General features: G+C 48.7%; 17 protein-coding genes, 16 tRNA genes, 1 rRNA gene and 1 riboswitch. Of the genes, 30 read left to right on the top strand and 4 right to left on the bottom strand.

Annotation, left to right across the window (positions count from 1 at the left end):
- Nucleotides 1–190 precede the first annotated feature (190 nt).
- From ACUN27_RS32620 to ACUN27_RS32540, 17 genes are all read left to right on the top strand, one after another.
- Nucleotides 191–3,108: ribosomal RNA gene (locus ACUN27_RS32620) — 23S ribosomal RNA — on the top strand.
- Nucleotides 3,109–3,187: 79 nt separating this feature from the next.
- Nucleotides 3,188–3,263: transfer RNA gene (locus tag ACUN27_RS32615), tRNA-Asn, on the top strand.
- A gap of 3 nt (nt 3,264–3,266) precedes the next feature.
- Nucleotides 3,267–3,358 (top strand) — tRNA-Ser (locus ACUN27_RS32610).
- Between the two features lie 15 nt (nt 3,359–3,373).
- Nucleotides 3,374–3,448 (top strand) — tRNA-Glu (locus ACUN27_RS32605).
- A 15-nt stretch (nt 3,449–3,463) separates the two neighbouring features.
- Nucleotides 3,464–3,536: transfer RNA gene (locus ACUN27_RS32600), tRNA-Val, on the top strand.
- A 56-nt stretch (nt 3,537–3,592) separates the two neighbouring features.
- Nucleotides 3,593–3,669: transfer RNA gene (locus ACUN27_RS32595), tRNA-Met, on the top strand.
- A gap of 11 nt (nt 3,670–3,680) precedes the next feature.
- Nucleotides 3,681–3,757: transfer RNA gene (locus tag ACUN27_RS32590), tRNA-Asp, on the top strand.
- A 20-nt stretch (nt 3,758–3,777) separates the two neighbouring features.
- Nucleotides 3,778–3,853, top strand: a tRNA-Phe gene (locus ACUN27_RS32585).
- 17 nt (nt 3,854–3,870) lie between these two features.
- Nucleotides 3,871–3,946 (top strand) — tRNA-Thr (locus ACUN27_RS32580).
- 9 nt (nt 3,947–3,955) lie between these two features.
- Nucleotides 3,956–4,037: transfer RNA gene (locus tag ACUN27_RS32575), tRNA-Tyr, on the top strand.
- Nucleotides 4,038–4,049: 12 nt separating this feature from the next.
- Nucleotides 4,050–4,123 (top strand) — tRNA-Trp (locus tag ACUN27_RS32570).
- Between the two features lie 25 nt (nt 4,124–4,148).
- A tRNA-His gene (locus ACUN27_RS32565) sits at nt 4,149–4,221 on the top strand.
- 22 nt (nt 4,222–4,243) lie between these two features.
- Nucleotides 4,244–4,315, top strand: a tRNA-Gln gene (locus tag ACUN27_RS32560).
- Nucleotides 4,316–4,323: 8 nt separating this feature from the next.
- Nucleotides 4,324–4,398, top strand: a tRNA-Gly gene (locus tag ACUN27_RS32555).
- A gap of 10 nt (nt 4,399–4,408) precedes the next feature.
- A tRNA-Cys gene (locus ACUN27_RS32550) sits at nt 4,409–4,482 on the top strand.
- 11 nt (nt 4,483–4,493) lie between these two features.
- Nucleotides 4,494–4,582: transfer RNA gene (locus ACUN27_RS32545), tRNA-Leu, on the top strand.
- 19 nt (nt 4,583–4,601) lie between these two features.
- Nucleotides 4,602–4,680: transfer RNA gene (locus ACUN27_RS32540), tRNA-Leu, on the top strand.
- 94 nt (nt 4,681–4,774) lie between these two features.
- On the opposite strand, the gene ACUN27_RS32535 is transcribed toward ACUN27_RS32540, so the two are convergent.
- Entirely contained in the window at nt 4,775–4,885 is a 111-nt protein-coding gene (locus tag ACUN27_RS32535) for a YjcZ family sporulation protein (RefSeq protein WP_315953125.1), read from the bottom strand.
- A 221-nt stretch (nt 4,886–5,106) separates the two neighbouring features.
- Here ACUN27_RS32535 and ACUN27_RS32530 point away from each other — a divergent pair, with 221 nt between their 5' ends.
- Entirely contained in the window at nt 5,107–5,838 is a 732-nt protein-coding gene (locus tag ACUN27_RS32530) for a class I SAM-dependent methyltransferase (protein ID WP_445560269.1), read from the top strand.
- A 74-nt stretch (nt 5,839–5,912) separates the two neighbouring features.
- The gene (locus ACUN27_RS32525; RefSeq protein ID WP_315953127.1) at nt 5,913–7,127 is read left to right on the top strand and encodes an ROK family protein; all 1,215 of its coding nucleotides are present in this window, start codon (nt 5,913–5,915) and stop codon (nt 7,125–7,127) included.
- Here the strand turns inward: ACUN27_RS32525 and ACUN27_RS32520 are convergent.
- Nucleotides 7,117–7,911, bottom strand: coding sequence for an alpha/beta fold hydrolase (locus tag ACUN27_RS32520; RefSeq protein WP_445560268.1), 795 nt, complete (start codon nt 7,909–7,911; stop codon nt 7,117–7,119). The genes ACUN27_RS32525 and ACUN27_RS32520 overlap by 11 nt on opposite strands.
- A gap of 231 nt (nt 7,912–8,142) precedes the next feature.
- On the opposite strand from ACUN27_RS32520, the gene ACUN27_RS32515 reads away from it, so the two are divergent.
- The 9 genes from ACUN27_RS32515 (at nt 8,143) to ACUN27_RS32475 (ending at nt 17,227) form a co-directional block, all read left to right on the top strand.
- Nucleotides 8,143–8,526, top strand: a complete 384-nt coding sequence (locus ACUN27_RS32515) for a hypothetical protein (protein WP_315953129.1) — start codon at nt 8,143–8,145, stop codon at nt 8,524–8,526.
- A 108-nt stretch (nt 8,527–8,634) separates the two neighbouring features.
- Entirely contained in the window at nt 8,635–9,873 is a 1,239-nt protein-coding gene (locus tag ACUN27_RS32510; protein WP_315953130.1) for an MDR family MFS transporter, read from the top strand.
- A 137-nt stretch (nt 9,874–10,010) separates the two neighbouring features.
- A complete protein-coding gene (locus ACUN27_RS32505) occupies nt 10,011–10,733 on the top strand; it encodes a response regulator transcription factor (RefSeq protein ID WP_326060591.1) in 723 nt (240 codons plus the stop codon).
- Between the two features lie 32 nt (nt 10,734–10,765).
- Complete coding sequence (locus tag ACUN27_RS32500; RefSeq protein WP_315953132.1) at nt 10,766–11,782, top strand: HAMP domain-containing sensor histidine kinase; 1,017 nt, start codon at nt 10,766–10,768, stop codon at nt 11,780–11,782.
- Nucleotides 11,783–12,208: 426 nt separating this feature from the next.
- On the top strand, nt 12,209–13,528 hold the full coding sequence (locus ACUN27_RS32495) for a molybdopterin-dependent oxidoreductase (RefSeq protein ID WP_445560267.1): 1,320 nt from the start codon (nt 12,209–12,211) through the stop codon (nt 13,526–13,528).
- A gap of 86 nt (nt 13,529–13,614) precedes the next feature.
- Nucleotides 13,615–14,265, top strand: coding sequence for an MOSC domain-containing protein (locus tag ACUN27_RS32490; RefSeq protein ID WP_326060619.1), 651 nt, complete (start codon nt 13,615–13,617; stop codon nt 14,263–14,265).
- Nucleotides 14,262–14,876, top strand: coding sequence for a molybdenum cofactor guanylyltransferase (gene mobA, locus ACUN27_RS32485; RefSeq protein WP_326060594.1), 615 nt, complete (start codon nt 14,262–14,264; stop codon nt 14,874–14,876). Before ACUN27_RS32490 ends, mobA begins: the two co-directional genes overlap by 4 nt.
- A gap of 55 nt (nt 14,877–14,931) precedes the next feature.
- Nucleotides 14,932–15,936 (top strand): GTP 3',8-cyclase MoaA, encoded by a 1,005-nt coding sequence (gene moaA, locus ACUN27_RS32480; RefSeq protein WP_315953135.1) that lies wholly within the window; start codon nt 14,932–14,934, stop codon nt 15,934–15,936.
- 22 nt (nt 15,937–15,958) lie between these two features.
- A complete protein-coding gene (locus ACUN27_RS32475; protein ID WP_326060595.1) occupies nt 15,959–17,227 on the top strand; it encodes a molybdopterin molybdotransferase MoeA in 1,269 nt (422 codons plus the stop codon).
- Nucleotides 17,228–17,304: 77 nt separating this feature from the next.
- Here the strand turns inward: ACUN27_RS32475 and ACUN27_RS32470 are convergent, their stop codons facing one another.
- A complete protein-coding gene (locus ACUN27_RS32470) occupies nt 17,305–17,418 on the bottom strand; it encodes a sporulation protein YjcZ (protein WP_127453175.1) in 114 nt (37 codons plus the stop codon).
- 177 nt (nt 17,419–17,595) lie between these two features.
- On the opposite strand from ACUN27_RS32470, the gene ACUN27_RS32465 reads away from it, so the two are divergent.
- Nucleotides 17,596–18,786 carry a GNAT family N-acetyltransferase gene (locus tag ACUN27_RS32465; RefSeq protein WP_445560266.1) on the top strand — a complete coding sequence of 397 codons (1,191 nt, stop codon included), beginning with the start codon at nt 17,596–17,598 and terminating at the stop codon, nt 18,784–18,786.
- Between the two features lie 431 nt (nt 18,787–19,217).
- On the opposite strand, the gene ACUN27_RS32460 is transcribed toward ACUN27_RS32465, so the two are convergent.
- Nucleotides 19,218–20,015 carry a stalk domain-containing protein gene (locus ACUN27_RS32460; protein WP_315953440.1) on the bottom strand — a complete coding sequence of 266 codons (798 nt, stop codon included), beginning with the start codon at nt 20,013–20,015 and terminating at the stop codon, nt 19,218–19,220.
- Between the two features lie 13 nt (nt 20,016–20,028).
- A riboswitch (cyclic di-AMP (ydaO/yuaA leader) is annotated at nt 20,029–20,181 on the bottom strand.
- Nucleotides 20,182–20,349: 168 nt separating this feature from the next.
- Between ACUN27_RS32460 and ACUN27_RS32455 the strand changes: the two genes are divergently transcribed.
- Nucleotides 20,350–20,649 (top strand): LiaF transmembrane domain-containing protein, encoded by a 300-nt coding sequence (locus ACUN27_RS32455; RefSeq protein ID WP_315953138.1) that lies wholly within the window; start codon nt 20,350–20,352, stop codon nt 20,647–20,649.
- The last annotated feature ends 18 nt before the right edge of the window (nt 20,650–20,667 follow it).

Raw genomic sequence — 20,667 nt, 5'->3', positions numbered from 1 at the left:
CAACGTTTACTCACTCGTGTTCAGTTTTGAAAGAGCAATCTTTCAAAATTAGTTGACAACCAACATCGCTTTGCGTATGTAATGGTTGCAACATTGTTCCTTGAAAACTAGATAACGAAACAAAACGTAAAGTAAGAACTTAGGTAGTGTAACCTTCGGGTTGCACGAAAATCTTTAAATGTAATTTCTAGGTTAAGCTAGAAAGAGCACACGGAGGATGCCTAGGCACTAGGAGCCGAAGAAGGACGTGGCGAACGACGAAATGCCTCGGGGAGCCGTAAGCAGGCTTTGATCCGGGGATGTCCGAATGGGGGAACCCAGCTGTGGTAATGCGCAGTTACTCATTACTGAATACATAGGTAATGCAGAGGCAGACCCAGGGAACTGAAACATCTAAGTACCTGGAGGAAAAGAAAACAAAAGTGATTCCGTCAGTAGCGGCGAGCGAAAGCGGAATAGCCCAAACCAAGGAGCTTGCTCCTTGGGGTTGTAGGACCTCATCATGGGGTTAGTTTGGTAGGCGAAGTGATCTGGAAAGGTCCGGCATAGAAGGTAAAAGCCCTGTAGCCAAAATCAAACGAATCTCCTAGAGGTATCCTGAGTACGGCGGGTCACGTGAAACCCCGTCGGAATCCGGCAGGACCATCTGCCAAGGCTAAATACTCCCTAGTGACCGATAGTGAAGCAGTACCGTGAGGGAAAGGTGAAAAGCACCGCGGAAGCGGAGTGAAAAAGAACCTGAAACCGTGTGCTTACAAAAAGTCAGAGCACTCTTTATGTGTGATGGCGTGCCTTTTGTAGAATGAACCGGCGAGTTACGTTCCCGTGCGAGGTTAAGTCGAAGAGACGGAGCCGCAGCGAAAGCGAGTCTGAATAGGGCGCTTTAGTACGTGGACGTAGACCCGAAACCGTGTGATCTACCCCTGTCCAGGGTGAAGGTGAGGTAACACTCACTGGAGGCCCGAACCCACGAATGTTGAAAAATTCGGGGATGAGGTGGGGGTAGCGGAGAAATTCCAATCGAACTCGGAGATAGCTGGTTCTCCCCGAAATAGCTTTAGGGCTAGCCTCGGATGTGGAGTTGTGGAGGTAAAGCACTGATTGGGTGCGGGGCCCGCCAAGGGTTACCAAGTCCAGTCAAACTCTGAATGCCACAAACTTAAATCCGGGAGTCAGACAGTGAGTGCTAAGATCCATTGTCAAAAGGGAAACAGCCCAGACCATCAGCTAAGGTCCCCAAGTGTGTGTTAAGTGGGAAAGGATGTGGAGTTGCACAGACAACCAGGATGTTGGCTTAGAAGCAGCCACCATTGAAAGAGTGCGTAATAGCTCACTGGTCGAGTGACTCTGCGCCGAAAATGTAACGGGGCTAAACACGCCACCGAAGCTATGGCTTGCACGTATGTGCATGGGTAGGGGAGCGTTGTATGTACGTTGAATTCTGACCGTAAGGACAGGTGGAGCGCATACAAGTGAGAATGCCGGTATAAGTAACGAAAAGATCAGTGAGAATCTGATCCGCCGAAAACCTAAGGGTTCCTGAGGAAGGCTCGTCCGCTCAGGGTAAGTCGGGACCTAAGGCGAGGCCGAAAGGCGTAGTCGATGGACAACAGGTGGAAATTCCTGTACCACCGTAGCCGTTATGAGCGATGGAGTGACGCAGAAGGATAGTGACGCGAGCTGATGGATGCTCGTCCAAGCAGTGAGGCTGGTTAGTAGGCAAATCCGCTAACCGTAAGGCTGGGCTGTGATGGGGAGGGAAATTTTAAGTACCGAAGGTCATGATTTCACACTGCCAAGAAAAGCTTCTAGCCAGGCGAAGGTGCCCGTACCGCAAACCGACACAGGTGGGTGAGAAGAGAATTCTAAGGCGCGCGGAAGAACTCTCGTTAAGGAACTCGGCAAAATGACCCCGTAACTTCGGGAGAAGGGGTGCCTCGGTAGGGTGAATAGCCCGAGGGGGCCGCAGTGAAAAGGCCCAAGCGACTGTTTAGCAAAAACACAGGTCTGTGCGAAGCCGCAAGGCGAAGTATACGGGCTGACGCCTGCCCGGTGCTGGAAGGTTAAGAGGAGTGGTTAGGGGGTAACCCCGAAGCTATGAATTGAAGCCCCAGTAAACGGCGGCCGTAACTATAACGGTCCTAAGGTAGCGAAATTCCTTGTCAGGTAAATTCTGACCCGCACGAATGGCGTAACGACTTGGGCGCTGTCTCAACGAGAGATCCGGTGAAATTTTAATACCTGTGAAGATGCAGGTTACCCGCGACAAGACGGAAAGACCCCATGGAGCTTTACTGCAGCTTGATATTGGACTTTGGTACGATCTGTACAGGATAGGTGGGAGCCTTTGAAGCCTGAGCGCCAGCTTGGGTGGAGGCGCCGTTGGGATACCACCCTGATCGTATCGGAGTTCTAACCTGGTACCGTGATCCGGTATGGGGACAGTGTCAGGTGGGCAGTTTGACTGGGGCGGTCGCCTCCTAAAATGTAACGGAGGCGTTTAAAGGTTCCCTCAGAATGGTTGGAAATCATTCGCAGAGTGCAAAGGCATAAGGGAGCTTGACTGCGAGACCTACAAGTCGAGCAGGGACGAAAGTCGGACTTAGTGATCCGGTGGTACCGAATGGAAGGGCCATCGCTCAACGGATAAAAGCTACCCTGGGGATAACAGGCTTATCTCCCCCAAGAGTCCACATCGACGGGGAGGTTTGGCACCTCGATGTCGGCTCATCGCATCCTGGGGCTGAAGTAGGTCCCAAGGGTTGGGCTGTTCGCCCATTAAAGCGGTACGCGAGCTGGGTTCAGAACGTCGTGAGACAGTTCGGTCCCTATCTGTCGCGGGCGTAGGAAATTTGAGAGGAGCTGTCCTTAGTACGAGAGGACCGGGATGGACGTACCGCTGGTGTACCAGTTGTCTCGCCAGAGGCACCGCTGGGTAGCTATGTACGGAGGGGATAAGCGCTGAAAGCATCTAAGCGCGAAGCCCCCCTCAAGATGAGATTTCCCAGTATGTAAGACCCCTTGTAGACGACGAGGTTGATAGGTTCGAGGTGGAAGTGCGGCAACGTATGCAGCTGACGAATACTAATCGGTCGAGGGCTTAACCAATAAACCTAAGGTTTCATCTTTACGCAAGTTTCGTATCTAGTTTTCAAGGAATAATCCTTGAATAAGTATTTGTTTCTATTCCCTGATAGCTCAGTTGGTAGAGCACTCGACTGTTAATCGAGTTGTCACAGGTTCGAGTCCTGTTCGGGGAGCCATATGGAGAGGTGTCCGAGCTGGCCGAAGGAGCACGATTGGAAATCGTGTAGGCGTCACAAGCGTCTCGAGGGTTCGAATCCCTCTCTCTCCGCCACTATCTTTCTAGTAAGGCCCGTTGGTCAAGTGGTTAAGACACCTCCCTTTCACGGAGGTAACAGGGGTTCGAGTCCCCTACGGGTCACCATCAAGTAATTCCCATGGAGGCTTAGCTCAGCTGGGAGAGCATCTGCCTTACAAGCAGAGGGTCGGCGGTTCGATCCCGTCAGCCTCCATCATGAATTCTAAGACAAGGCTTGATTTATTAGAATTCCTGAAATATACTTAATGACGCGGGGTGGAGCAGCCCGGTAGCTCGTCGGGCTCATAACCCGAAGGCCGCAGGTTCAAATCCTGCCCCCGCAACCAATAATGAATGTGGAGCCGTGGTGTAGAGGCCTAACATGCCTGCCTGTCACGCAGGAGACCGCGGGTTCGAATCCCGTCGGCTCCGCCATTATTACCAACATCTTGTAAGGCTCGGTAGCTCAGTCGGTAGAGCAGAGGACTGAAAATCCTCGTGTCGGCGGTTCGATTCCGTCCCGAGCCACCATCTTTACAACTTAATACGCCGTTGTAGCTCAACTGGTAGAGCAACTGACTTGTAATCAGTAGGTTGGGGGTTCAAGTCCTCTCGACGGCACCATTGCTTTATGGAGGCTTAGTGAAGTGGCTAAACACGGCAGACTGTAAATCTGCTCTCTCCGAGTTCGGTGGTTCGAATCCATCAGCCTCCATTTACTTTTTCTAGGGGCATAGTTTAAGGGTAGAACAAAGGTCTCCAAAACCTTTGGTGTGGGTTCAATTCCTGCTGCCCCTGCCAAAAAAGTAAGCAACTTAATATTGTGGCGGTCGTGGCGAAGGGGTTAACGCACCGGTTTGTGGATCCGGCATTCGCGGGTTCAAGTCCCGTCGTCCGCCCATTATTACCAAAGCAAGATAATGGGGATTAGCCAAGCGGTAAGGCAACGGACTTTGACTCCGTCATGCCAAGGTTCAAATCCTTGATCCCCAGTTTTATATGCGGAAGTGGCTCAGCGGTAGAGCATCGCCTTGCCAAGGCGAGGGTCGCGGGTTCGATCCCCGTCTTCCGCTCCATTATTACTAAGGCGCCATAGCCAAGTGGTAAGGCAGAGCTCTGCAAAAGCTTTACCCCCAGTTCGAGTCTGGGTGGCGCCTCCACAAAATATTTAGCCGGAGTGGCGGAATCGGCAGACGCACAGGACTTAAAATCCTGCGGTAGGTGACTACCGTACCAGTTCAAGTCTGGTCTTCGGCACCATTGTTTTACAAGTTTATATGCCGGCATGGCGGAATGGCAGACGCGCTCGACTCAAAATCGAGTCCGAAAGGGTGGAGGTTCGAGTCCTCTTGCCGGTATACAAAGGAAGCTCATGAAATCAATTGATTTCATGAGCTTTTTTCATTTGTTGATAAGAAAGTTGTATTATTAACTATCAAATGACTTCATAGATTACCATGCGTAAGTCATTGTTACGATAACGAGTAAAATGAACAATACGAGAATAGCAGTGGCAGAAGTTCCATAGCCTACACCAACAGCAGCACCAGCAGCAACACCCATGGATGTCACCCCCAATCATAAGTAATGCTCTCGGCAGCCTTCCATGAGAGACTATACATCCTATGGTGATATACCCCTGTTTGATTGGGTGATTTGCCCAAGAGAAGCTGAAAAAAACGCTTTAGGCTAGAGCCTTTTTTTAGAAAATCGACCCAGAGTTCGAACAAGAGACAGCAGCCCTCCATATGGTAAAAAAGAGATTGAAAAGCCATTATGGAGGTGTGAGTGCTATCGAGTACCTAGATATGTTAGCAAAGCTTGGAGTGGGCAATGCGCACCCTGGCGGGTTCGGCGAGACCATGGAACAATTGAAGAAATACCCGATAGAGAAAGGGAAACGAGTTCTGGAGGTCGGATGCGGGACAGGGAGAACAGCGTGCTTCCTTGCTGAACAGGGATGTGAAGTGACAGCGGTCGATATCCGCCCCGAAATGGTAGCTAAGGCGATAATACGAGCCGAAAAGCAAGGGGTGCAGGTGGATTTTCGGGAGGGAGATGTGTGCCAATTACCTTTTGAAAATGATTCATTTGACGTTGTGATGGTGGAATCCGTCACGAATTTCGCAGAAGCGCAGAAGGCGGTCTCTGAGTATTACCGGGTGTTGAAACCAGGCGGGAAGCTTTATGACAGGGAGGTTATCCGCGTCAAAAATATGTCCACTGGCGTCCATAGGGCACTGTGCAGTTTCTATGGAGTTAGTAAAATTTATAGCATGGACGAATGGCGGGAGCTGCTGGAAGGAAGCAAATTTGCTGTGGAATTCTCAGGCATCCATCCGTTTCCATTAACAATGTTCGAGGATCAAGTTCAGCATCCAGACCCTGTTCATTTGTCCGATAAGCAGTCGTTCATGGACCCGCGCATATGGCAAATTACAGCTAGATACGATGAGCTGGTGAATAAGTATCATAGTTACATGGGATACACGCTGATGATAGGCACGAAGGAATAGATGAAACCGAGGCAGGAATTAGGCACCCCGATGGCGAATTAGGTGAGAAAGATTATCATTGGGGGCTGTTTCTTTTGAACGCTGGCGCTATATCGGAACGCATTCCGAACCGGAAGGCCAAAGAGATTTATGAGTTGATTTGTCGCCACACGACGATATCCAAGACGGAGCTGCTTGAGCAAAGCGGGATGACGGTCTCTACGTTGACGCGGCTTTTGGAAGAGCTGACGGGCCAAGGATTCATACTTGAATCCGGCTTCGGTGCGTCAACAGGCGGGCGTAGGCCGATTCTATATGAGAAGAATTCGGCCTACGCGTATATCTTCGGCTTGGAAATCTCCAGGACGTTGTCCAAGCTGGTTTTGGTTGATTTGGGCATGAACAAATTAGACACCCGGAGCTGGACGATGACGGCAGAGATGACGCCGGAAGTTCTTATCCGCCTCATTGTCAAGGAGGCGCATGATATGATGGAGCGGCACGGGATCACGAAGTCAATGCTGCTAGGAATCGGTGTCGGCGCCGTGGGCCCGGTGGACAGGCTGTCTGGAACGATATTGGAGCCGGTTTATTTTCAGGCCAATGGTTGGAAAAACGTTGAAATCTGCAGGCTGCTGACAGAGGAGCTAGGTATTCCCTCCATGCTGGATAATGGGGCGAACACAGCCATTCTAGCGGAATCCTGGCATCAGCGCACGCAGAGTTTCAAACATCTGCTATATATTCATGCCGGGGTTGGTTTGCGTTCTTCCATGGTTTCGGAAGGGAAGCTTATCTATGGCGCGGTTGACATGGAAGGCTCCGTCGGGCAAATGATTATTCAAACGGATGGCGTGGCGCACCGTAACGCCTCAGGAAACTACGGCGCCTTGGAGTCATACGCATCCTTGTATGCGATTGAAAAGGCGGCACGCTCTGCCTTAAAACAGGGCCGATCCACGGTGCTGTCGCAGTTGGTGGAGGACCCGGAGCAATTGTCCTACACGCAGGTATTGGAGGCACTCAAAAAAAATGATCCCCTTGTCGTGGAGATCATTACGGAGGCTGCAACCTATTTTGGCATAGGACTAGCCAATTTATTAAATATTTTGCACCCGGAGAAGGTCATCCTCGGGGGCCCGCTTATCGCGGGCGGGGAATTGTTCTTCCAAACCGCTACACAGGTAGCGATTCGGAAAACGTACTACTACCCCGCGTATCAGGTTGTCTTCAGCAAGGGGCAGCTTGGTGAAGAGGCCCTTGCTATGGGAGCAGCCGTGATGGTCATGGACCAGCTGGTTAGGCTGTGACGCCTTTGAGAAATTCAAAGAGCAGCGCATTGAAGGCTTCGGGTTTCTCCATCGGCGCCAGATGCGAAGCTTCCGGGATGGCATGAAAGCTGGCTCCAGGAATCGCGTCAGCCATCTTTTTCATGACATCAGGTGGCGCAATCAGATCTTTCTCACCGGCGATAACAAGCGTCGGTACGGAGATAGCTCCGAGGAGGTCGACGGAGTCGGAGCGGAACGCCATAGCCAGGCTCGCGTGAACCAGACCTTCGGCAGGCATGGAGGCCATGACCGCGCTTAAGCTCTCCACGAGCCCTGGTTGATCTTTGGCTGTCTGCTCGGTGAGAAGCTTAGGCAGCATGGCATCTCTTGCCGCGCTAGCCCCTTTGTCATAGAGGGCAGACGCCATATTCATACGATTCTTACGAGCCTCCAGTCCGTCTGCTTCCGGACGGGTATTGGCGAGGAGAAGACCGGTGAATCGCTTAGGAGCTTTACGCAGAAGTGCAAAAGCCACATAACCGCCCATGGAGAAGCCGCCAAGCGCGGCTTTTTGTATGTCCATTTTGTCCATCATCGTCAAAATATCATCCGCGTATTGCTCAATTGAAATGTTAGCTTTGGGTACATCCGAATGCCCCATACCACGTAAATCTGGTGTAATCACACGATAATTGTCTGACAACGCCTCTACCTGCGCTTGCCACATGCGATGATCCAATGGAAATCCGTGCAGTAAAATGACAGGTGCCCCTTGTCCTTTTTCCGCTATGTACAACTCTGCTCCATTAATATGATGTTTCATTCGTTGTCACCCTCCATGACTAGTTTTTCCACGCACAAAGACCTAAAATTCATTCAAATATTAGTTCAAAGGTCGTAAAAACAAGAGAAATAGCGAAAAAGTTATGTCTTCATACTTTCATTATGGTTAACTCATACTTCTTTAACATTTGATTGTTATTCTCTCAGTATACCCGTTGTTAACCAGTAAAAGCGAATACGAATCTTTCATTTATGAAGTGAGGTTATCGTCATGACTAAAAAACCTTGGTCCACACAAGAATTGGACAAGTTAATTCGACTTTCATCAGAGTGCCCTCCGGTTGTAATTGCCAAAGAATTATCCCGCCCTGTCACATCTGTACGCAAAAAAATGCGTGAAATTGGTGTAAGCTACGTAACCGGCGAGCAGTGGAAAAAAAGTCAGATTCAATATCTGATCTCCGATGAAGGAGCTTCATACTCGAACAAGAATAAATTGACACAGGCTCCGAAGGAAAATGATTTTGAATCTCCCGTGCTCGACGAATTCTGGACAACCCTAGTGAAAATGGCCAGAGTAGCGAAGAAGAGGGGGAAGCGCGTAGATGTCCTTTCGTTTATCGATACTTACCGGAAGATTCGTATCGGAGGTTAAGAAAATAGGAGATACATAAAAGGTGAAATCCGTTATAACGAGATTTTACCTTTTTCTTTTGCTCAAATCCTTCTAAACTGAAAGAACCAAAGACATCTAGGAGGTCAAATGCAAAGAATTCCCTTTTTTTCGGTGATTAGCAAGTATGACACAGCGATTTGGGTTCGAGTCGTGGGCACGATTCTGACGTCATTAGCCGGTTTTATGATGAGACCCTATCTAGTATTTTATTTGTATGACAAGTTGGATGGTTCCGTGTTTTTATCCATGTTGATTGTAGGCCTACAGCCCTTATGCGGAATATTTGTAAACTTGTATGCAGGCAGCCTGAGTGACAAGTACGGACGGAAGCCAATGATGCTTGCAGCACTCCTTATTCAAGCCTTTGCTATTGGTGGATATATATTTGCCAGTCACGTATGGGAGTTTGCGCTTATTTCCATTGTTAATGGAATTGGACATGCGATGTATGGCCCTGCTGCCAATGCTCAAATTTCAGATGTTGTGCCGGAGCAGAAGCGAGCTGAGGTCTTTGCTTTATTGCACACTGCTTTAAACATGGGATCAGCATTTGGTCCGCTTTTAGGCTTACTCTTGTTTACCATGAATCCGTCGATTATCTTCCTGGCTTGTTCGGTTACACTAGTTGCTTATGCAGGATTAGTCATATGGAAGGTCCCGGAGACGATGCCTATTAAAAGTGAAGAGGTGTTGGCTGCCGCAAAAGCTAACAAAGTCAAAATTAAATGGTCGGAGCATAAACCACTGCTGTGGATTACCTTTCTGGCCATGCCTGTATCCCTTTTATACGCGCAAGTTGAGTCTACCTTTCCACTACATCTACAGCAAAATTTCGAAAATTATAAATCGGTCTTTGCGACGATTATTACTTTCAATGGGTGCGTAGTCATCGCGCTGCAGCTGTGGATTGCAAAAAGAACAGAGCATGTCCCTGCTTATGTTGTCGTGGCTGTATCCTACATGTTGTTTGCAGTTGTATCCATCGGTTACGGATTTGTTCCTTATCTTGCGATTCTGCTTTTTGTTGAATTTTTATTTACCATTGGTGAAATGTTGAATGGTCCCCATATTCAAAAAGTGATTTCCGTGATTGCGCCAGTGGAGCATAGAGGCTTGTATTTCTCCGTGTTCGGGATGAACTGGCAGTTATCTCGTGCCATCGGGCCAGTGCTGGGAGGATTGCTATTCAGTCATTATGGCGGAAAAGTGATGTTTGCCGTCGTAGGCGTCATTCTCATTGCTGCCGGTATTGCGCAAACGAGATATATCCGAAGTTTAAATCGTAAGCAGGAAGAGCCTGCGGTTGATGGTGTGCTGCAAGTATAAACTAAAGTTCGTTAATATTAATGGTATGGAAACCTGGCATCTGAAGATGCTGGGTTTTTATTGTTTTGTAAGACATCTGTAAGTTTCCTTTTAAAAGGATGAGGTATAATTATACTAGCTTGAGGAGGTATGCTCGCATGGGAACAATCGTTCTAGTTGTAGATGATGAACCGAATATTATAGATGTTTGTACCGTTTATTTGCAGAGGGAAGGTTATCAAGTCATTTCAGCAATGAACGGCGAGGAAGCGATCAGGCAATGGCGGCAGCACAATCCGCAGTTAATCGTGCTGGATCTGATGATGCCCGGTAAAAACGGCTGGCAGGTTTGCGAAGAAATTCGCAATGAGCGGGACGTTCCCATCATCATGCTGACGGCGCTGGGGGACGAAATGGACCGGTTGATGGGACTTACGATGGGGGCTGACGACTACTTGACGAAGCCCTTCTCTCCGCGAGAGCTTGTGCTGCGAGTAAAGGGGATTTTGCGTAGGCTGCAGCGCACTCAGACGGAGACTGAGGTGAATACAGAGGCAGCACTGCCTGCTCATATAATGAGATACCCTGGACTCGAAATCAATGTGCTGCATCGCAGTGTCCGCGTCTACGACAAAGACATCGAGTTGACGGTGAAGGAATTTGAACTGCTGCATTTGTTCGCAGCCCATCCGGATCAAGTGTTTTCGCGAAATCAATTGCTGAGCAAAGTGTGGGATATTGATTACTACGGGGATACAACGACAGTAACGGTTCATATCCGCCGTTTAAGAGAGAAATTGGAGCCTAATCCATCGGAGCCGCGCTTTATCAAAACGGTGTGGGGCATCGGTTATAAGTTCGAAGGGAGGGAGCCATCCTGAAGCTTCGATTTTATTTGCTCATTGCAAGCGGAGTGAGTACGGGGATCATCTTGCTTTCGCTGCTTATTTGCTACCATTTTATGCTGCTTCACTGGAAGGATGTTGTGATTCTGTCGACCGTTACCTTAGGTGCGGCTGTTGTATCGATGGGCATTCATTACATCATGACACGCCCTCTGGAAAAAGCCATTCATGCCATTACTCAGGAGACGACTCGCATCTCAGAAGGCCATTTTGAGGGGATAGTGCCTCACATCGGGCCAGCTGAATTTCAAAGACTAGCGGATCAGTTCAATCGTATGAGCGGGAAACTGAAGGAAAGCTTCGGCAAATTACGAACAGCAGAGGCTTCTCGCAAGGAGCTTGTGGCGAATGTGTCGCATGATCTGCGAACGCCAATGGCTTCAATTAAGGCTTTCGTAGAAGCATTGGAAGACGATGTCATTCAGGATAAAGCGACCTTCGAGCGTTATCTCCGAACCATCCGTTTGGAAACGGGACGATTAGACGGATTGATCCAGGAGCTATTCAAGCTTTCGCAGCTCGATGCAGGAGGAACCGATTTCGTGCCAGAGCCGTATCATGTTGATCAACTCCTGGTGGATGGTCTGCAAAGCTTGGCTTTTCAACTGGAAGATAAGCAGTTGCAAGTCGTTGTAGACCTGCCCGATTATTTGCCCCCTGTCACCATCATGCCTCAGGAAATGAAGCGGGTTCTGGCGAATATTTTGGGGAATGCCATTCGTCACTCCCCTGTTGGCGGCAGCATTACAATTAAAGTGGAACAGTTGCCTACCTCTTATCTAAAGATGCTGATTCAAGATCAAGGTGAGGGGATCGAGGAAAGGGATGCGGACAAAATATTCGATCGATTTTATCGCTCAGACCCATCACGAACGCGTGTAAGTGGGGGCGCCGGACTTGGCTTGGCAATTGCGAAATCTATCGTCCAGCTGCATGGCGGAACTATCGGTGTGGATAGCCGAGCGGGTAAGGATGGGGGGAGTGGCAGCACGTTTTGGTTTACCATTCCTATCGATGTGTTGTAGGTAACCTTTTTCAGGTATCCGATCTTAAAAGGACGTTGCTTTACAGCGCCTCAGGTGAAATAAATGGAAAAAGAGCAGTTAATCTGCGCTGCGAGGTGGCAGGAACAAAGATAGCTGGAAAAACTGCATCTATATCGACGACAGTTGGACGAATTCTGCAAGATCGGGGAAATTATCGGTAGAAAATGCAGTTTATTGAGCAAAAACGGGTTCAACTGCGGTAAATAGTAGGAGTAATTGGCGATAATTGTACACAAGCTGCCGAATTCCAATGAGACGATCGAATAGAGCGGCTCTGGTTGAAATAGGTGGAGGCCCCCGAACTGATGGAGCATACTCAGCAATTTTAGCGAGTTGTAAGCTTTATTTAAGATTTGTACGTTATGATTAGAGGTATAAACTCTTGGTTGAATAGGATGTGGGCGTATGGAGTCGAAAAGAGGTTGGTTAAAGCAATCCTTTGGCAAGCGTCTTAATGCTATACATAGCTGGAATGCCTGGATTCTCCTGCTGCTGACAATAACGGGCATTGTGCTTAGCATAGGGGCGATTCGCGGGGATTTAGGGATTTTCCGAGTGTCGTTGAAGCAGCTTCACATTTATTTGGGTGTCGCTTCTATTTTGCTGATGGTCCTATACGCGCCAATGATTCGCAAACATTGGCGGCAGATTCGCACGCGCCGCAATCAACGCGCGAATCTGGTTTTCGTGCTGGCGCTGCTGGTCGGCTGGGCAGCGTCCGGGGTGGTCCTGTGGCAGTTCCGTCATCTGCCACCAGCTTTAAACAATACGGCACTCCTCATCCATGACCTGCTGACCTGGGTCGGAGTGCCGTATGCCGTGTACCACGCCATCTCGCGCAGCAGATGGCTGAAGCGCCAGCAGCGGCTGGATCAAGCCGCCGCTGCCGTTAAGCCGCCGGCCGTGCAGCCGGCGGCAACACCTCCCGTGGCGGCGTCTGACGCCACGGCGGAGCGCTCAGCAGCGCAGGCGGTTATCGCCGCGCTGAAGGCGTCGCCGATCACACGCGCCTCGTTCCTGCGGCTTGCCGCAGGACTGGTGCTTGTGATCGCGGTCGGGCCCGCCTTTTATCGCTGGATAAAAGGCGCTTTCGACACCGGCGGTTCATCAACCGCCGAGTATGTCGCAGGCGACGGCAACAGCATGCTGCCGCCACCTGCGCCGCTGCCAGACTCGGCCGCTGTGGTCGGCGGAGGAGCGCAAGGGAATTTTCGGATTTATACGGTGACGGAAATTCCGGCTTTTTCCTCGGAGACTTGGCAATTCGCGATTTCTGGTCTAGTCGATAAACCTGGTGTTTGGAACTGGGAAGAGTTCCTAAAGTTGAAACGAACGGTACAGGTGAGCAACTTCCATTGTGTGACCGGCTGGTCCATTTATAATTGTACGTGGGAAGGCATACCGCTTAAGCAGCTTTTAGCAGCAGCGGGTGTGCAGCCCAAGGCGAAATATGTGAAATTTTATTCCGGTGACAAGGTGTATACCGATGCCCTTTCGTTGGAGCAAGCTGACAGTGACGATATTATGGTAGCTGTAATGCTGGATGGCAAGCCGATACCGCAAAAATTAGGAGGTCCGGTCCGGCTGATCGTTCCGCAAATGTATGCGTATAAATCCGTCAAATGGCTCCAAGCGATTGAGCTCATTGAGAAAGAGCACATGGGGTATTGGGAAGTTAGAGGCTACGATAATGATGCTTGGGTGGATCGATCCAACAATGCTTAATGGGGATGAAATGGCAAGAAGCTTAAACTGACTTTCCGGGTGGTTTTTGGTATAGTTATGTCAAAGAACCTGCTTGGAAATGAGGAATAACGTTGGAAATCGTATCGGTGAATGTGGGCAAACCACAAATTGTTGAATATCAAGGCAAAGAGCTGGTCACGGGCATCTACAAGTCCCCGGTCAGCTCATCTTTGTATGTATCCAAAACCCAATTGGACGGGGACGGGCAAGCCGATTTGACGGTGCACGGCGGCGTTGATAAAGCTCTGTGTGTTTACCCCGAGGAGCATTATGCGTACTGGGAGGAAGTGCTTGGCCGAAAGCTGGAAGCGGGTGCTTTTGGTGAAAATCTAACGGTACGCGGTTTTCTGGAGACGAACGTTTGCATTGGCGACATTTATGCTATTGACGAAGTCATTGTTCAGGTCTCGCAGCCACGCCAGCCTTGTTTTAAAGTGGGCAAACGTCTGGAGTGGGCTCAAACTCCACTGCAAATGCAAGAAACAGGATTTACCGGTTTCTATTTCAGAGTTTTGCAAGAAGGGTTCCTCTCGATAAATTCACAAGTGAAGCTTGTCGCCAAAGATGTTGACGGCGTAACGCTGGCTTATGCGAATCAAATTAAGTATCACGATAAAATGAACAAGGACGGAGCTCAACGTCTCGTACGAACGGAAGCTCTATCTGAAAGCTGGAAGAAATCCTTCACGAAACGATTGGTGGAACTCGAGTCATGATAACAGGCGTTATTTTGGCCGGAGGGCTCAATCGTCGCATGGGAGGAAAAAGCAAGGCGCTGCTTCCTATTCAAGATCAGCCCTTGCTTCTTCGTCAACTTACGGAAATATCCCGTATCTGCAACCAGACGATTGTCATATCGAATGAACCCGAGGCGTTCCAATTGCTTCTAGCCTCTAATCCCACGCCGATGAATGTGCAATGGGTGTCCGATATATATGTGCAAAAAGGGCCGCTAAGCGGTATTCATGCAGCTGCGAAAGCCGCCACCGAACAATTTATGTGGATTGTCGGTTGTGATATGCCATTCATTTCATCTGATGCAGCAGAAGCTATGAAGCAATTGTGCCAAGAAGCCAATGTTGATGCGGTTATCCCCGTCATAGATGGCAAGGTTCATCCGCTCCATGGCATTTACTCCAGGTTAGTTGGTTCTGAAGCTGAGGTGTTATTGAAGCAGGAACAATATCGACTAATGGGTTTGTTGGATCATATCGACTGGTTGCCTGCGGAGAATGCTTTTTTTGAAAAGTTAAATCTGTCGTCAAAGTTTGTAGCGAATGTGAATACGCCGGATGAGTACAAGTTTATGTTAGAGAATCTATCATGAGTGTAGGATTTAGCTGAAAAATGTGTCATAATGGACTGGAGAGAAGGTGAACTTCATGCCGAAGCTGCTGATGGATCGTTTTGGACGCATGCACGATTACTTACGAATATCAGTTACGGACCGCTGTAATCTTCGTTGTGTTTACTGTATGCCCGAAGAAGGAATGGAATTTGAACCGGATGACAAGCTGTTAACGTTCGAGGAAATTACCGAGGTTGTTCGCGTGCTGGCTGGACTAGGTGTCCGAAAGCTGAGATTAACCGGCGGAGAACCGCTTGTGCGTAAAAATCTGGAACAACTGATTGGCATGCTCTCCCAAATACCCGGGATTGAAGATATTGCGTTGACAACCAATGGGATTTATTTTGCTTCAAGAGCTGAAAAGCTTCGCGCAGCAGGACTAACCCGTGTAAATATAAGCCTGGATTCCTTGAAAGCGGACCGGTTCTCACTCATCACCCGAGGTGGCGATATTAACCGTGTTCTGGCCAGCATTGAAGAAGCTTATCGTGTGGGTATTACCCCGATCAAGTTGAATGTTGTCCTTATGAAGGGCATGAATGATGACGAAATTGAAGACTTTTTACAAATGACGATGGATCGTCCGATTCAAGTTCGATTCATTGAATATATGCCGATCGGGCATCAAGATGAGGCTTGGAAAAGCCGCTATTTGCCCTTGTCGACCGTACTGGATCGTTGTAAGGAAAAGGGTTGGAATGCCATAGCCTCGGATGCTGTGTATGGCAACGGGCCTGCTCAAAATTTCCGGATCGAAGGCGCACAAGGTTCATTCGGACTCATTCATCCGATCAGCGATCACTTCTGCGAGACCTGCAATCGCCTGCGAATTACGGCAGATGGTAATGTGAAGCCATGCTTGTATTGGTCAGACGAATTCAATGTTCGCACTTATATTGGGGATGATTCGGCAATGGAAGATCTTTTCTTCCGTGCTTTGGACATAAAACCGCAAAATCACGAGATGGCGCAGGCGCTCTTGAATGAAAGCCAGTCTCATACACCAACACTTCGCCGGATGTCGCAAATTGGCGGTTAGCCCATAGGAGGAACGGACGTTAGTGAATAGCGATGTGAAGCTTAAATTCGGGCGCAAAGTCATTTCCGTGGAAGAAGCTCGAAGCGTGCTTTCCGAATATATCGAACTTACCGAAACGGAAATTGTACCGTTGTCCGCCGCGTTTAACAGGCGATTAGCCGGGGATATTTATGCAGATCACCCCGTGCCTCATTTTCGCAGATCCGGCGTGGACGGATACGCGGTTTGCGCTGCGGATATTGAACAAGCTACGCCTGAAAATCCGGCTATCTTGCATGTCATTGAGCATATTCCAAGCGGAACGGTTCCTCAGCTTACCGTTTATTCAGGTGCTGCATCCCGTATCATGACGGGAGCGCCTGTTCCAGATGGAGCGGATTGCGTGGTGATGCTGGAAATGACGGATGCTCTTCCCTTGCTGGACGTGGGGGTAAGCTCGCCTCAGGTCTGCATCAAGAAAAATATACCCATAGGCAGCAACATAACCCCTATTGCCGGGGAAATAGCCGCGCAGGAGTTATTGCTGCCGCAAGGATCACAAATTGGGCCTGGCGAAGCGGCGATATTAGCGACTTTTGGTTATTCCTGCGTGGCGGTTTTCCGTAAACCGAGGGTCGCGATTTTTTCAACGGGTTCAGAGTTATTGAATGTTGAGGAAGCGCTGCAGCCAGGGCGAATTCGCAACAGCAACAGCTACATGCTTGCTGCCCAAGTCGAAGCAGCGGGCGGAGTAGCGGTGATTATGCACGCGCTCTCGGACAATGTAGAAGAGGTGGAAGTCGCTCTGCTAGAGACATTAGGTAAAGTTGATCTTGTTATCACCTCAGGCGGTGTCTCTGTAGGCGACTATGATGTTCTGGTGGATCTGTTTGGAAGGTTTGCAGGCAAGCTTCTGTTTAATAAAGTGGCGATGCGACCAGGCACGCCGACGAGCGCAGCCTTTTGGGAGAATAGGCTGCTGCTCTCACTCTCTGGGAATCCGGGCGCATCGTTTGTAGGCTTTGAGCTGTTTGCCAAGCCGCTGATTAAAGCGATGTCAGGCTGTCCAACACCTTACCCCGAAGCCATTACAGCTTATCTGGATGTAGATTACGACAAAGGCTCGGCATTCCCGCGTTATGTCAGAGGGACAACGCATGTGGAGAATGGCTGTTTGCGGGTTAAGCCTTCCGGCATTGATAAGTCCAGCATTATGGTTTCCATTAAAGATGCGGATTGTTTGATTCAGCTGCCTGCCGGAGGTTCAGGTTTTGCGAGGGGCGAACGTGTTCTTATATTTCCGATAAAATAAAAAAAGGACCTGCCAATCACCAGCTTCTGTCAAAGAAGTTGGTGCTGGCAGGTCTTTTTAATGGAATGAAGGCAAGATTAGATTGCGAAAGTAGCTAAGATGATAACAAGCAGAACATAAAGGACAAGAACGACACCTACAGATCCGTATCCAGATCCGTATCCAGTACCACAACCAGCTGCATATGACATAGTATCCCCTCCGGTTCTTAAGTATTTAAGTGGGTTGAATCACTATACATCAACATCATATGACGTAGAGACATTCGTTGATTGGACGGATGCCCTGATTTCAAAATGGAAAGCGCCTAATTAGGCATAGGTATTGTCAATGATTTTCCAGTATACTTGTACATGAGGTGATACATAATGAGTGAAATTCGAACATTGGAACAACAGGAATTGCCGGAGAGTCTTGCTTTATCCCAATTTGCTTTTCAATATGAGCTGAGCGCAGAAGAGCAGGAAGATCGCAGCAGTTGGACAGATCCGAAGCAAATTTGGGGCTATTTTGTTCAGGGTAAGCTAGCTGCCAAGCTTCAAATTAACCAATTTCATACGTGGCTGAATGGTCAGCGTTTTGCCATGGGCGGTATTGCGGGAGTAGCAACATGGCCGGAGTATAGGCGCAACGGGATGGTAGCGAAGCTGCTGCTTCAAGCGCTTAAGGTGATGAAAGAGCAAGGGCAGACCGTCTCGTTTTTATCTCCGTTTAAGTTCGAATTTTATCGGAAGTATGGCTGGGAAACGTATATTGATTACCTGAAATATGAAATTCCTGCGGATAAACTTCCGAAATTTCATGCTCCGGAAGGTAGTTCAATCGTTCGTGTGACGAGGGAATGGGAGCTTTTGAATCCCATTTATGAGCAGTACGCCTTGCAATTCAATGGCATGCTGAAGCGGGACGCAAGTTGGTGGAACAACCGATATTTTAAAAATAAAAAGGGTACGGTAGCCCTCTATGTAAATGCCAAGGGTGAACGGACGGGGTACGTCTTTTATCAAGTAAAAGAATATACGGCGACCATTCATGAGATGGTGTTTTTGGATGAAGAAACGAGACGTGGGTTGTGGAAGTTCATAGCCGATCATGATTCCATGATCTCGAAGGTAGAGGTTAAAGCGCCAGCTGATGATCAGCTTCCTTTCTTGGTGCATGATCCTAAGTTCAAGCAGGAGAAAATAACGTATTTTTCAGCGCGCATTGTTGATGTGGAAGCTTTCCTGAAGCAGTATCGGTTTGAACCGCGCAAGGAAGTTGAACCTATCTATTTACGTATTTCTGACTTGCAAGCAGACTGGAACGACGGGATTTTCCAATTGCAATTCACAGGCAGCGGGGAAAAAGCGGAGGTCACCAAGTTAGTTGAGGGTGAGCAACCGGCAGAAGAGCGTATACTGAGTTGTAGTATTCAAACGTTGGCTGCCTTATTTATGAGTTATCAAAAGTCGGGCTTTATGGCCAAAATCGAGCGGCTTCAAGGCTCGCAGGAGCTGGTTGCTCGGTTGGAAGCGGCTATTCCGCAGCGTACGACGTATTTGGCGGATTTCTTTTAATGAATCAGTCCCGGTGTTCCGGGGCTGTTTTTTTGTTAATGCGCTATCTCTCGGAAATTTCAGCCGAAAAGGCTTCCGGGCCAGCCCTCATACAGCTCTCGAACCGCTCTCGTACTGCAGTTGCACGGTATCCTCACCTGAAAGGGAACTGTGGGTGGCTATTTCAGGGAGAAACGCCTTTTCGGTTACCTGAAGGGAACTACAGGGTGCTATTTTCCCGATATCTCCTGAAAATCGCACGTTCGAGGACAAATAAGAGCCTGTAGTTCCGTTACAAAAGAGAAATGCTCGTTTTTCCACAAATAGCGGACTCCAGTTCCTTTGAGACGATTCGATCGAATAGATAGGGAGGTCCCGGAGTTGCATCGCAGTTTATGTGAGGCTTTAGGTAGTTGGCCGTATGCTCGTCAAAATTAAAAAACCCGTGATCATCACGGGTTTAGTTTGTACACTTTTACAGTTTGGAAGCCGAATTTGCGTAAGGATTGCTGGGAGCCTGGAATAAAAATATCAACGCGTTTGCCTTTGATGGAACTACCGGTATCCGTTGCATAAGCATACATGCCGCCTTTTGGCAGGCCGTTGAAATCATAACCTTCTATATAGAGCTTAGATCCAAGTGGAATAACCGATGGATCTACAGCAACGGTTCCGATTCCTAATGGATTCCCCATATAGTCCAATGCTCCAAAGCCTCCATTTTCAGAAGGATCTGCGGAGTAAGCTGTTGACTCAAATAGTTCATAATCAGGTGCGTGATGATTGCCGTCTTTACTTAAAATCGCTAGGTTGCTGCTTGCATCCCACTGAACGGGAATGTCGGAAGCATTGCTTAAGAACCGAAGCGGCACGTAGACACGACCGTTTTGGAACTCAGCGTGTGTGTCCATCTCGACAGGGGTGCTATCGATTTCGGCCTCTTTTTGGCCGGACACCAAGGAAATAGAGTGCTTGTCATTGTTCAGTGTGACTTTAATTTCGTCGCCTTCCTTTTGCCATTGTACATCATAACCCAGTTTCTCTGTTACGAAACGGATCGGTACTTGTGTAGCGTGGTTGTCATCCAAATAAGGCTGGGCATCCGGAAATTGAACCAGGTCATCGTTGACTTGCACTTTCACGTCCATACTCGCGGCGGCTGCATAGGCATGTCCCGAAAATGGGGAAAGAAAGCCTCCTGCCAAAACTGTGGCGGACACAGCAAGGCACGCTAACCCTTTTGTAAACATATTCAATTGGTAATCCTCCTTCAAAATGAGCCTCCGAGGTTAGTTGACGGGTTCGGGAAGAAGGTTCTCCCTAGTCTGCTCTGCGTACAAAGCAAATATTCACCCCATGTAAATCGTCCCCCGTACCGGCACTTTGTCTGTGCACCGGACTCGGCTTCAAATATTCTATCATTGATAGAATAAGAGAAACAACGCCCAAAATATGGTTAAAGGTCTTAGTGCATACTGGACTTAGGTCTAGGTACAAAAACAGTCGGGAGTCCGTTTTGACACACATCCTTTTCGGCTACGATAGTAGCATGAAGATTACGCGAAGGGCGGTGCAATAGTGAGCATGAATCGATCAAAAAGTTGGGCGTTCATTCTAATAGCGGTAGGCTTTCTTATTTGTATGCATCAAGTTGGTATGCATTTTCATGTCATGGGACTGCTGGTTCCTGTGGCGATGGTGGGGCTTGGTTATGTGGGGATAACCCATGGCAAGAAGATGGGCTGGGTGATTTTCGGCATTGGTGCCCTGATATTAATTACTAAATTATCTGGATTCCTAGCGATTGTGTTTGCTGTGTGGTTAATGTATTACGGCTATCGCATGCTAAAAAAACAAAACGATTCGGCGGAGTTCAAACTTTAATCAACAGGAATTTAGGAG

The organism is Paenibacillus sp. WC2504 (assembly GCF_052682475.1).
This window is presented reverse-complemented; position numbering and strand designations above follow the sequence as displayed.